Genomic DNA, 13,296 nt, shown 5'->3' with positions numbered 1-13,296 from the left:
ATATATTTTTAGAATGGCTCGTGATAAACGAGCTATTTTTGTATAAAACGAAATCATATGCACAACCGAAAACAACAATTAGAAGCTATAGAAAGGCTTTTAGATATTTTAGATGATTTGAGAGAAAAATGTCCGTGGGATAAAAAACAAACCTTTGAATCCTTAAGAAATCTTACCATAGAAGAAGTTTTTGAATTGGCAGATAGTATTGATACTCGAAATACGGAGGAACTCAAAAAAGAATTAGGCGATGTATTGTTGCACATACTTTTTTACGCTAAAATCGGAAGCGAACAAAATCTATTTGATATTAAAACCGTCGCAGACGGTATCTGTGAAAAATTAATTTTCAGGCATCCCCATATTTACGGAAATGTGAGTGTAAAGAACGAAAAAGAAGTCAAAGAAAATTGGGAAAAATTAAAGATAAAAGAAGGTAATACATCTGTTTTGGGAGGAGTCCCAAATAGCCTTCCATCAATTATAAAAGCATACCGTATACAGGAGAAAGCGGCAGGAGTTGGCTTTGATTGGACAGAAAAAAGAGAGGTTTGGGCAAAAGTAGAAGAAGAATTATCTGAATTTAAAACAGAAGAAGCCAGGCAGGATCTTGAAAAAATGGAAGAAGAATTTGGGGATGTGTTATTTTCCCTGATTAATTATGCCCGATTTTCAGGAATTGACCCGGATAAGGCGTTGAGTAAAACTAATGCTAAATTTATAATGCGTTTTCAGTCTATTGAACAAGAAGCTCAAAAAACAGGAAAAAACATTGCAGATTTAAGTATTGAACAAATGAATGAAATCTGGAATAGATTTCGCAGTTAAAAATAAAATAGCTCTTAAATTACCTGATCATTTGATAAATCTACTTTTTTAAGAGGAATGACTTTTGTTTTAAATTTTATCTTGTGATAAATGTAAAAAAAGAAAAAGAATGGAATTCCCATGTAAGTTATTAGCAGAGCTTGCCAATCCCAGATACCTTTGAAAATTAATTGTGTATCTTGCCCGATTATAACTAATAAGCAAAGAATAAAAGCGAATATAGGACCAAAAGGAAACCATTTAGCTTTGTAAATCAATTTTGTCATATCTTTTTTTTGAGCCTTGTAAGCTAATCGAAAGCGATAATGACTAACAGCAATTCCCAACCAAGCTATAAAACCAGTTAATCCGGAAGCAGCAAGGATAAAGTCAACAGCCTTCTCGTTAAAATATTGAATTGTAAAAAAAAATAATACAATCAAAGCTGTTATCAGTAACGAGAAGAACGGTACTCCGTATTTGTTTGTTGTTCCTAAAAACTTATACGCCATACCTTCTTTTCCCATGGAATAAAGCATACGAGTTGAAGCATACATTCCTGAGTTTCCGGCAGAAAGTATAGAGGTTAAAATCACAGCATTCATAAAACCTGCAGCAAATGCCCAATGCGCTTTTTCAAAGACAAGCGTAAAAGGTGATTTGGAGATTTGGGTAACGTCAGCTCCTAAAAGTTGCGGACTTGTATATGGAATAATTAAGCCGATTACTAAAATAGCTAAAATGTAAAAGATTAGAATTCTCCAAAAAACCTGTTTGATGGCTTTTGGGATATTCTTTTGAGGATTTTCTGATTCTCCTGCAGTAATACCGATAAGTTCTGTTCCTTGAAAAGAAAATCCAGCAATTAAAAATACTCCTAAAACAGATAAAAATTTACCGGAAAAAGTTTCTCCTAATATTGGTGCATCACCGATATTAAAGTTTTTAAATCCAATATATTCTCCTCCTAAGATTCCGAATATAGTCAGAACACCTACCGCTAAAAAAACTATTACAGTAACCACTTTTATAATAGCAAACCAATACTCAGATTCTCCGTATGCTTTTACAGAAAGCATATTTAACAGGAAAATAATAAAGAAAAAAAGGAGACTCCATCCCCAAGTAGGTAAAAAATTCATTGGCTCCCAATAAGAAATAACCAAAGCAGCAATCGAAATGTCGACAGCGACAGTAATTACCCAGTTAAACCAATAGTTCCATCCCAATGCAAAACCAAATGAAGGGTCTACAAAACGAGATGCGTATGTACTAAAAGAACCTGAAACAGGAAGATAAGTAGCCATTTCTCCTAATGAAGTCATTAAAAAATAAACCATAATTCCTATGGCAGCATAGGAAAGTAATGCACCTCCCGGTCCGGCTTGTTGTATAGCTTCACCACTTGCCATAAATAATCCTGTGCCGATACATCCTCCAATGGCAATCATAGTAAGATGGCGAGCTTTTAGGTGTCGTAAAACTTTGTTGTTTTCTTGTTTCTTTTTCATTTAATAAAGCGTTCAAATCAAAAATACATAATTATGTTTTATAAACTTGCAGATGATTAAAAGTTTTAAAAATGATTAAGTTATGTTTTTGTTAAATTCAAAATAAATCAATATAATTGTTTTTTAATACCTTTATGCTAAAATAAACCTTACTATACGATGAAATTATATGCTTTTTTATTTAAAAACTGTTTTTTTATAATATTTTTTTGCAGTACTTCAATAGCAGCTAATTTTAATAAATTAGAAATAAAAACACCTGTTGACTCTATTATTAATAAGTATTCTAAAAATACTGGGGAAATTTCAGAAGAAGAATATAAAAAACTGGTGGATATTTCATATGAATATAGCGATAATATGCGATTTGAAGATTGTGAAAATCTGAACTTTTTTTTGTTAGATATTTTTAAAGAAGATTTAAAAAGAGTAGCTATGATTTATCATTTACAAGGATACAATTTTGCCCGACAACGTAAAAATAAGCAAGCAGAAAGCAATTATATTAAAAGTGCAGAAATAAGGAGGAAAATTGGAGAAAATTTATTGTTGAACTATACACTTTCTAATCTTGGAAAAGTATATTATGATTTGGGAGATTATGTCAAAGCAATAGAATCTTATAATGAAGTTTTGGAAGTAGCTACTAAAATTGACAATAAATCGACAAAAGCACTTGGTTTAAGTGGAATTGCGATTGTCCTTTCCGATCAAAAAAAATATAATGAAGCATTAAAATATATCCGAGAGTCTACAGATAATTATCAGATAATTAATGATAGTATGGGGATAGGAAGGAATTATTATGATATAGGTGAGATTAAATATTTGATGAAAGAAAAAGATTCTGCACTATATTATTTTGAATTATCAAAGGTAATAGGTCAAACACATAAAGATGAATTGGTTGTGTCTTATTGTTTACACAGGTTAGGTAGTATATATTTTGAGCAAAAAAAATACAAGGAAGCTGAAAGTTATTTATTGCAGAGTTTAGCACGGAGAAAAGAAATGAATTATCCTTTAGAAGCTGCTCTTTCTATAATAGATTTAGCAAAATTATATAAAAAAACTCAACAGTATGACAGAGCGGCTACGTTTGCTTTGGAAGCACTGGAATTATCTCAGCAAACTGAATTTTTAAAAGGACAGTATTTTGCTACTGAAATATTATCAGAGGTTTATGCAGAACAGCACAAATTTAAGGAAGCATTACAATTCTATAAAGAATTTAAGCAAATAGGTGATAGTTTATTTTCAATTGAAAAAAATCAGAAAATAGAAGAATTTCATACTGAGATTCAGATTGAGAAACGAACAAACGCTCTGAAACTGCAACATGCAAAACAAAAAAATATGTTGTTGTTCATTTGTTCTGCCTTAGCAGTTGTAGCAATTCTAATTACGGTCTATTTCCTAAGATTAAGAGCACGTAATAAGAGAAAATATGAATATAGAATTAAGCAACAAGAAACAGAAGCAGAAAAACAAACATTGCTTGGTGTTTATGAAGAAAGAAAACGTATTTCAAGAGATGTACACGATGATTTAGGTTCTAGTCTTTCGGGGATAAAAATATTAAGTGAAATGATTTTTGATAAAACAAATGATCCATTTTTAAAAGAAGGACATCGTAAATTACTCGAAATGCAGACTGAAGTAACTCAGAAAGTCAGAGATATCATTTGGACACTCAATCAGGAAAATAATACATTAGAAAAGTTAACATGGTATTGCAAAAGCTATGCTGAAAAAATCATGGAGAGCTTTGAAATAAAAACTACGATAAAGATTGATTCTGATATTCCTTTATTGGAAATTGATGACGATGTACGTAAAAACTTCTTTCTATGTGTAAAAGAAGCTATAAATAATATATTAAAACACGCGAAAGCATCTCAAGTACAGATGATATTTACTTACAATAATGATATTTTTAAAGTGGAAATAAGGGATAATGGTAAAGGATTTGACAAAAATAATGTCAAAGATTTTAAAAATGGAATTGACAATATGAAGATTAGAATGGATGTTATAGAGGGTAATTTTGAAATAAATTCTGACTCAGGAGGAACAAGTGTGATTTTTTCTAAGAATATACCCCAAAATAGGGATTGAAAACTTTATTTTTTTTCTTCAAATTGCAGCTAAATAAATGTATATAATTAATTATGAGTGAGAAGATTTCAATAGTAGTTTTAGAAGATGAAAAAAATTACAGAGATACCATTAAATTGCTTCTCAATTTTTCTAATATATTTTGTTGCCTGCAGACTTATGAAACAATAAAAAAATTTTATCGCGGATTTGACGACATTGATCCGGATATCTTTTGGATAGATTTAAATCTACCCGATGGCTCAGGTATAGATGTTATCCGACATATAAAAAAATACCGTCCGGATGCTTTGTGTATGGTTTGTAGTTTTTTTGACAGTGAAGAAATGGTTTTTAAAGCATTGCAAAATGGTGCGGATGGTTATTTATTGAAAGGCGAAAGTAACAAAAAAATATTAGAAGCTTTACAAGATCTTTATAATGGAGGTGCTCCCATGAGTTCAACCATTGCTAAAAAAGTTATTATGTCATTTCAAAGCTATAACGCTATTCAAGAAAATTTTAGTTTAACGATAAGAGAAAAAGAAATATTAGAACATTTATCTAACGGAGAGCAATATAAAGAAATAGGAGGAAAACTGAATGTAAGTATTGAAACTATAAAAAAACATATTAAGAATATTTATAATAAACTTCATGTAAATAACCGCACCGAAGCCGTCAATAAATATTACGGATTAAAATAAGCTGAGAAGAGAGAAAACAAAATAGTTACGTATATTTAACAGAATACCCCAAAAGGGGTATTCTTTCATACCTTTCATTCTCCTATATTTGCGGCAACTTTTTTGAAAAAACTTTAAGGAGATAAATATAACCTAAAAGATTTATTTTAAAAATTGAGTTAGTTAGTGTAAAAAACAGTTCATTCTTGGACTGTTTTTTTTATTTCAAAAATTTAAATATTGATAAAGTATACCAAAAAATACCCATTAATGGGTATCTTTTGGTATTTATTCCTCCCCTAATTTTGTAAAAACCATTAATCTTTTTATTGTTATGAAAAATCTATTTAATGTTTTGTGTACATTATTGATTGTACTAACAGTGGTCAGTTGTGATTCTGACAGTTCAGGAAGCAGTGATGACAACTATGGAGGAGGAGGAGGCGCAGGTAGCGGAACTGCCGACAAATTATACACTACTTGGACGATGTATCAAAAGCATCAAATTGCTTATGAAGCAGGACAGGTAATTTACGACCAATCTACTCCTTATGCCGACGGAGAAATCACCTATCGATTTGACAGAGACGGGACGTATTATGCGCAAGAACCGGGTAACTCTATTGCGGCACCTTTTACATTTGACAAATCCAAAATGATTATCTTTTTTCCGGGAGATGAACACGGTAATCAGGTAAAAACATTAACAGACAGCAATCTGACGCTTTGGGGATATTATGAAACAGCAGGTATAAGAGCTGAAACAACTATGTATTTCAAAAAATATACAGGAAGTACAGGTGGTGGCGGAAACAACGGCGGTGGTGGTTCTTCTGACGGGCAAATCTCCTTTTGGATTGGTTATGATTATCAATGCGGACCAATAACGGTAACTGTAAACGGACAAACCCGAAGCATTACTGGCTATTACAGCAATGGAATCAATGATTGCAACTCTTCAGGTAACGCCAATTACACGCTTTCTCCCGGAACCTATTCTTTTACGGCAACCTGCCAGTCGTATAACTGGAGTGGTACTTTTGAGATAAAAGCAAACGGCTGTTTGCGGATGAACTTAACTTTATAGGAACAAGTGTTTAAAATGTAGAATTATGAAAACATTTCAACTTTTAAAAAACATAGGATTAGTTCTTTTTTTAGGACTAATAGTTACAGCTTGCAGTAGCAGCGATGACAGTAAAGGAGATTGCATCACACAGGAAGACGTAAATCGTTATCAAAACAAAATTGACTCTTTTACAGCTAATCCAACAAGAGCCAATTGTGATGCTGTCAAAGAAGCCGCATTCGCCTATTTAAATAAATTAAAAAATTGCCCCGATGCAAACGATGCTGCAAAATCATTGATAGAGCAATGGTATGATATGGACTGTAATGTTTTTGATAATGAATGGAATCCCGGTAGTGGAAACAACAACGGTGGTGGCAATAAAGAGAAGCGAGATGTTACCTTTAGGACAAGCGACCCTAAGATGGTTGGAGTTAGTGTTTATATTAAAGGCTCATTTATAGGAACGTTTACAAAATATGTGACCTATGTAACAGTAATCAATGGAGAAAAAGATCCAAATGCTATATATAATCCTGTAAACGAATGCTTTTTACCTGGTTTGGTTACCACATCATTAGAAGTAGGCACATATACTTATTTTACTTCGAATGGAAGAAGTGATACGTTTACAGTGTTCCCTGCCAGTTCTCCTTATAGTGAGTGTGCACTTTATTATATAGGGGTTTTGGTTGGTAGATTAAACCTATTTAAATCAAGAAAACTGAAAATTAACGGCGAAGCCGAAAACCGTATAGAGTAGGCACTATTAAATCTATTTATTATGAAAACATTTAAACTTTTAAAAAACATTGGATTGATTCTTTTTTTAGGTCTTGTAACTACTGCTTGTAGCAGTAGCGATGACAACAAAGGAGGAAAAGGTTCTAACCTTTTAGAAAACGTACCTAAAGGTGAAATTGTACCAGAAGCTCAACGATTTATAACCCTAACTGGTTATGACGAAAATGTCGCTGTAAAATCCAATTCTGCCACTGTATTAAATGCAGATTCACAAAAATGGTGGAGAATGGAAAAATCTGGAGTAATATATTGGTATGAAGGAAAGTATGAAACAGATGTAGAAGACGGAGACTTTACGTATTATGCGTTTTATCCGAATGGAAAACTTTATGCGCGATATACTCTTGAAGACACACCTATAGAATATGCCAGTTGGAGATGGATAGATAGTTCAAAATCAAAAATTGGAGTTAAAACTTCATTTACTGAAGAATTAGTATATGAAATTACGGAGTTAAACAGTTTTGGAGTGACCTATGCTCACATAATTTCCGAAATGGGCTATACTACTGTTTTATGGGAACAATACAAGTTGGGTAACTAAAATTTAAACAAAACTAATACAAGCGACGAAGCCGAAAAACGCAAAGAATAGGCAAAATTTAATTTATCTTATTATGAAAACATTTAAACTTTTAAAAAACATAGGATTAGTTCTTTTTTTAGGACTAACATTCACGGCTTGTAGTAGCAGTGATGACAACAAGGAAGCCGGATCTGATAACAGTGGCTTTTTTGACCCCAAAGGCAATTGGAAAGTGACGGTAGAAGACAGTTACAATAATTCAACAGAGGTATATACCTTTAGTACAGATGCAGATGGAATATCTCACGATTCGTATGGCGATATAGGATACACTAAATTGAGCTATAAAAACAAGCAAGTGACAATGACTCTAAAAGATTATGAAGGATATACGGTTCCATCTATTACCTTTGATGCTCCTAATCCAGAAGCTAGTCAGTTTGTAACTGTTGAAGAGTATGATGATATAGACGATAACGGTCAGATGAAAACGTTTAAAAGTAAAATCACTTTAGAAAGAACGTCAAAATCAGGTAATCCAAATCCTAACCCTGAGCCTGAACCTAAAAAATCCATTGAAGGAATTTGGGAACACAGCAATTCAAAATATCAATTAAAGATAGAAGGAAGCAAGGCGATTATATATAATTTGGATCATGCGCCTGCTTATTTTCCTAAAAAATTAGTAGGTGATACTTTTTATGATAGAATTACAAAAACAGGAGAAAAAACATGGAGTGCAGATTTTTACCAGTGGAGATTTACCGATGATGATTACGAAAATGGAAGATGGGTAAATGAAGGAAATGTAACACTGGAATTAAGCACGGACGGAAATCAGTTTTATCAAGGAACAAGAACTTTTAATCGAATTAAATAAGAATCTATAAATTTTAAATTATAAAAAAAGTAGTTTTATTGAGTACTTTTGTATTGGCTTCTGTTTTGGGAGCAAAAGCACAAGAAATTAAATGGGGAGCAAAAGCCGGAGTTGGTTTTGCAACTGTAAAGGTAAAAATGGACGAGGGCTTTTTTTTTTGGAGAAATAGTCGAAGCTTCTGAATCTGAAACTGGTTTTTTTGTGGGTGGTTTTGCCGAAATACAGTTTTCTGAAAAGTGGTATATTCAACCAGAAGTTTTGTATGTATGTATCTATCTATCTATCTATCTATCTATCTATCTATCTATCTATCTATCTATCTATCAAAGATGCAAGTATGCTTAGCGTACCTATTTTGGCTAAATACAATGTAGCTGAAAAATTCAACTTATTAGCCGGACCAAGCTTAAACTACAATTTAGACTGGGATGACGAAAAGTTTAAACTAAACGGAGTATTTGCAGCGTTTGAATATAAATTCTAAATTCATCGTTTTTCAATAAAAAATACCCTCATAAGGGTATTTTTTTTGTGTTGTATTGAAATTAAATTTGTGTAGATAACAATTTAAAAACTGTACCAATGACAGAATATAATTCCAGATTTCAATTTCAAGATTTTATTAGCTATATCGAGGTTGTTTGTCCAAAGTGTAATGCAAAAGCTATTGTATCAGGTGGAAAATCAAATGTTCGAGTTGAAGAGTATGAAAAAGAGGTAAGGTTTAAGTGTTCAGCGTGCCAATACAAAATAGAATATGCTAAAACACCAAAATTTAATACATTAATCCGTCTAAAAAAGAAAAGGACACTATTGTTAAATCTCCCCGTAGATCCATTTTTTGGGTTTGATTTGTGGTGTGTTTTAGAAACTCCTGATGGGTTATTATGGGCATATAATCAGGAACATTTGGCATTAATAAAAAAATATTAAGATAACATTAGTATGTTCTTTTGTTTTATATTTGTATTATTACATGTTTTTGTGTAAAAAAATAAAAATAAATTGAATAAATGAGTTCTCATTATTTAAAATTAGATAAAATTTCTATTCAAAGGCAATTGCATTCTATTGAAAGTGATCTGTCTAGTTTTTTATATGATATTAATGATATTGGAGAGGTAATGCCTGCCTCGGTTATGATTCATAACTTTAAGAGAGAAGAGCCTAGAGGGATTAGTTACATGAATGAATGGGGGAGGATGAATTTGGGAACAACACTTGAAGAACTCAATAATTTAGGTGAAGAATATTTAACCAAATATTTTTTAGCTGAAGAAACGGAAACCATAGTTCTGCAAGTTGCGAAGTACTGCGCTGAACGAGACTTTACAAAGCACTGCAGTTTTTTTCAACGGGTAAAAGTATATGGAGAAAAGGACTATTTGTGGTTTTATTCAAGTTGTAAGTTACTTCGAAATAGAAATAAACAAATCGACGACAATATCCAGTTGATAATGGTTTCTTGTCCTGTTCAAGGGATGGGGAACATGGTAAATAAAGTCAATAAAACATTAGGTGAATCACTTTATATTAAAGACAATTATAAAAAATTTGTTCTGTTAAGCAAAAGAGAAAAGGAGATCATAGGTTTAATGGCATATGGTAAAACTAGTAAAGAGATTGCTGAAGTGCTTTTTTTGTCGACACATACTGTTCAAACACATCGAAAAAATATACTGAAAAAAACGGAGTTTACCTCTTTTGCAGAATTGCTAAAGTTTGCAATGGCATTTGAATTGATTTAAAAACAAAACCTTTAGACTTTTTCCATAAAAAGTCTAAAGGTTTTGTCAATAACAGTTTTTAGATTTTTTAATTTTTAAGCTGTTTCCTGTATGCTAAATAAAAGATTAGGGGCAAAACGGTAAAGGATAAAATCATACAAATTATTAAACCGCCAACAATCATTATAGCTAATGGTTTTTGGATTTCAGACCCCATTCCATTTGATAATGCAGCAGGTAGTAACCCCATTGATCCCATTAAAGCAATCATAATAACAGGACGAATTCTGCTGCGAACGCCTTCTTCAATTGCTGCTTTTAAAGGGAATCTCCTTAGAATATTTTCTTTCATAACACCGATTAAAACGATTCCGTCAATCGTTGCTACCCCAAAGAGAATAATGAATCCTATCCCGGCAGAAATTCCAAAGGTTGTACCTGTTATCCATAGCGATATAAATCCACCGATAAATGCAAATGGGATTGTAATGGCAGAAATAGCAGTATCTTTTAAATTTCCAAAATTAAAATATAACAGTACTAAAATCAAAATCAGTGACACCGGGACTACTAATGTCAATTGTTTCGCCGCTCTTTCTTTGCTTTCAAATTCACCTGCCCATTCCATTTTGTTGGCTGTGGGTAATTGAACTTCTTTAGCTACTTTGGCTTTAGCTTCGGCTATTGTACTGCCCAAGTCACGTCCTTCAATACTAAAACCAATACCGATGTAACGACTGTTTCCTTCGCGATAAATAAAAGCCGGTCCGGTATAATAATCAATAGTTGCAATTTCTTTTAAAGGAACTTGCTTGCCATCTAAGGTTGGAATTAGGATTTCTCCTATCTTTTCAGCAGAATTTCTGTAATTTTTCTCAAAGCGAAGGACAACATCAAACATTCTTTCATTTTCATAAAATGTTGTGGCTGCCTGTCCGCCAATGGTCATGGCAATTACAGCCTGAGCATCTGCAGTTGTTACAGCATATTTAGCCATTTTGTGATCGTGAAGTGAAATACGAAGTTCCGGCAAACCAATATTCTTAAAGATATTGAGATCGGTAATTCCTTTGACATCTTTTATGCTGGAAGCTACTTCGTCTGCCATTTTTTCTAATTCAAATAAGTTGTCGCCAAATATTTTGATAACTAAAGAGCTTTTTACTCCAGCAACATATTCTTCCACATTGTCTTGTATGGGCTGGCTAAAACCAAAGTTTATTCCGGGGTAATTTTCTAATGCTATGCGCATTTCTTCAAGAAGTTCATCTTTAGATATTGATCGATTCCACTCCTTTTCGGGCTTTAGTTCTGTGTGAAATTCTATGTTAAAAAATCCAGTTGGATCTGTTCCGTCATTTGGGCGTCCGGTTTGGGTAAGTACAAACTTCACTTCATCAAAATCCCGGAGTACTTGTTTCATTTCTTTTGTCAGACGAACTGATTCGTCTAAACTGATACTGCTTGGGAGCGTAGCTCGGACATAAATAGCTCCTTCGTTTAATTTAGGCAAAAATTCAGAACCATAATAATGGAATTTAACTGCACAGATTGCTAATAGGGCACCAAAAATGCTTAGTGTAATCTTTTTGTGTGTATAGCTCCAGCTAAACATTTTGTAAATATTATTTTTAAAGAAACGAGAAATAAAATTTTCTTTTTCTTGAATATTTTTGGTAAACAATAGCTTACACATTGCCGGAACATAAGTGAGACTCAAAATCAGGGAACCAAGCAGGGCATAACCAAGAGTAAATGCTAAAGGAGAAAACATTTTACCTTCTACTTTCTGAAAAGAGAAAATAGGCATTAGTGCTACAATTAATATCAGTAAAGCAAAGAAGATGTATCCGGCAACGCTTCCGGCACTTTTCCTAATGATACCAAGTTTAGACATTTTGTTAAAACGTTTCATTCCTACTATTCCTGCCCGTTTCTCAAGCCCTACAAAAACGTGTTCAACAATAACAAGTGTTCCTTCCAGTAAAAGACCAAAGTCTAAGGCTCCCATTGAAATCAAATTGGCGGGCAGTCCCTGTATTTTTAGCATGACAATGGCAAACAGAAAGGCAAGCGGAATGACTGAAGCAACAATAAAGGTAGTTCGCCAATTATACAAGAAAATAAAAACAATTACAGAAACCAAAAGTACCCCTTCTATAAGATTTTTAGTCACCGTATGCACAGTTGTATTTACTAAATCTGTTCGGTCTATAATTGGTTTTATTTTTACGTTTTTAGGAAGTACTCTTTCATTTAAGTCTTCTATTTTAATTTTTAAATTTTCAATTACTTCGCTGGGGTTTTGTCCTCTTAACATTACTACGATTCCCTGAACGACATCATCTTCATCTTGATAACCGGCTTGTCCTAAGCGCGGTTTAGCTGATGTTATTACTTTTGCAACGTGTTTTACAAGGATGGGAGTATTGCCTCTTACTGTAATCAAGATGTTTTCTATATCCTCTAAATTGTCCAGTAATCCCACTCCTCGAACTACATAAGCCTGATCTCCTCGCTGAATAACATCGCCTCCTACGTTTATATTGCTTTTTTCAACGGCTTCATAAACATCAAGAGGAGATAAATCATAATTAACCAGTTCTGTGGGATTGATCTGAATTTCGTAAATCTTTTCTTCTCCTCCGAAGCTAACCACATCAGCAACTCCCGGTACAGCTAATAATTCTCGTTCAATTACCCAATTTTGTACAGAAGTAACTTCTTTGATAGGTAAATCGCTTTCTATAATATAGCGGAAAATTTCACCTGTAGCTCCTGAGGGTGGCTCTATTTCAAAATCTGCACCATCCGGCAGATTAATATTTCCCATTCGGTTAGAAGCATATTGCTGAGCATAAAAGTCGTCTATATCATCATTAAACAATACGGTTACTACTGATAATCCAAACAATGAAATAGAGCGTACTTCAGCTTTGTTCGGAATTGTATTCATCTCTTTAGAAATGGGAAGGGTAATTAATTTTTCAATTTCTTCGGCACTCCTTCCGGGCCATTGCGTAATGATTCTGGCTCTGGTGTTAGTTACATCTGGAAAAGCTTCGATAGGAGTATGAATGTAGCTGTATATTCCGCCAAATAACAATAGAAGTACTCCAAAAAGAACTATAAATGTGTTTTTTAGGGAAAAAGCGACTATATTTTTTACAAATTTTTGCATTGTATACT

At 33.0% G+C, this 13,296-nt stretch carries 13 protein-coding genes; 11 read left to right on the top strand and 2 right to left on the bottom strand.

Annotated features, from left to right (window positions below):
- Positions 1-57: 57 nt before the first annotated feature.
- Positions 58-828: a nucleoside triphosphate pyrophosphohydrolase gene (gene mazG, locus C8P70_RS02060; protein ID WP_133711694.1), complete on the top strand. Its 771-nt coding sequence runs from the start codon at positions 58-60 to the stop codon at positions 826-828.
- Between the two features lie 14 nt (positions 829-842).
- On the opposite strand, the gene C8P70_RS02055 is transcribed toward mazG, so the two are convergent.
- Entirely contained in the window at positions 843-2,318 is a 1,476-nt protein-coding gene (locus tag C8P70_RS02055; protein ID WP_208293372.1) for an amino acid permease, read from the bottom strand.
- Positions 2,319-2,477: 159 nt separating this feature from the next.
- Between C8P70_RS02055 and C8P70_RS02050 the strand changes: the two genes are divergently transcribed.
- The 10 genes from C8P70_RS02050 to C8P70_RS02010 all read left to right on the top strand — a co-directional run bounded on the left by C8P70_RS02050 (position 2,478) and on the right by C8P70_RS02010 (position 10,128).
- Complete coding sequence (locus tag C8P70_RS02050; RefSeq protein ID WP_133711693.1) at positions 2,478-4,436, top strand: tetratricopeptide repeat-containing sensor histidine kinase; 1,959 nt, start codon at positions 2,478-2,480, stop codon at positions 4,434-4,436.
- A 53-nt stretch (positions 4,437-4,489) separates the two neighbouring features.
- Complete coding sequence (locus tag C8P70_RS02045; protein ID WP_133711692.1) at positions 4,490-5,122, top strand: LuxR C-terminal-related transcriptional regulator; 633 nt, start codon at positions 4,490-4,492, stop codon at positions 5,120-5,122.
- A 313-nt stretch (positions 5,123-5,435) separates the two neighbouring features.
- Complete coding sequence (locus tag C8P70_RS02040) at positions 5,436-6,188, top strand: hypothetical protein (protein ID WP_133711691.1); 753 nt, start codon at positions 5,436-5,438, stop codon at positions 6,186-6,188.
- 25 nt (positions 6,189-6,213) lie between these two features.
- Complete coding sequence (locus C8P70_RS02035; protein WP_133711690.1) at positions 6,214-6,933, top strand: hypothetical protein; 720 nt, start codon at positions 6,214-6,216, stop codon at positions 6,931-6,933.
- A gap of 21 nt (positions 6,934-6,954) precedes the next feature.
- A complete protein-coding gene (locus tag C8P70_RS02030; protein WP_133711689.1) occupies positions 6,955-7,518 on the top strand; it encodes a hypothetical protein in 564 nt (187 codons plus the stop codon).
- Between the two features lie 73 nt (positions 7,519-7,591).
- Positions 7,592-8,380, top strand: coding sequence for a hypothetical protein (locus C8P70_RS02025; protein ID WP_133711688.1), 789 nt, complete (start codon positions 7,592-7,594; stop codon positions 8,378-8,380).
- A 38-nt stretch (positions 8,381-8,418) separates the two neighbouring features.
- On the top strand, positions 8,419-8,562 hold the full coding sequence (locus C8P70_RS13755; protein ID WP_166666160.1) for a hypothetical protein: 144 nt from the start codon (positions 8,419-8,421) through the stop codon (positions 8,560-8,562).
- 80 nt (positions 8,563-8,642) lie between these two features.
- A complete protein-coding gene (locus C8P70_RS02020; RefSeq protein ID WP_133711687.1) occupies positions 8,643-8,864 on the top strand; it encodes a hypothetical protein in 222 nt (73 codons plus the stop codon).
- Between the two features lie 98 nt (positions 8,865-8,962).
- A complete protein-coding gene (locus C8P70_RS02015) occupies positions 8,963-9,313 on the top strand; it encodes a hypothetical protein (RefSeq protein ID WP_133711686.1) in 351 nt (116 codons plus the stop codon).
- Positions 9,314-9,393: 80 nt separating this feature from the next.
- On the top strand, positions 9,394-10,128 hold the full coding sequence (locus C8P70_RS02010) for a response regulator transcription factor (RefSeq protein ID WP_133711685.1): 735 nt from the start codon (positions 9,394-9,396) through the stop codon (positions 10,126-10,128).
- A gap of 67 nt (positions 10,129-10,195) precedes the next feature.
- On the opposite strand, the gene C8P70_RS02005 is transcribed toward C8P70_RS02010, so the two are convergent.
- Positions 10,196-13,288 (bottom strand): efflux RND transporter permease subunit, encoded by a 3,093-nt coding sequence (locus C8P70_RS02005; RefSeq protein WP_133711684.1) that lies wholly within the window; start codon positions 13,286-13,288, stop codon positions 10,196-10,198.
- Positions 13,289-13,296 lie beyond the last annotated feature (8 nt).

The organism is Myroides indicus (assembly GCF_004364575.1).
Taxonomy (GTDB): domain Bacteria; phylum Bacteroidota; class Bacteroidia; order Flavobacteriales; family Flavobacteriaceae; genus Flavobacterium; species Flavobacterium indicum_A.
Note: the sequence above shows the minus strand (reverse complement) of the source record. Positions and strands in the feature narration are given on the sequence as shown.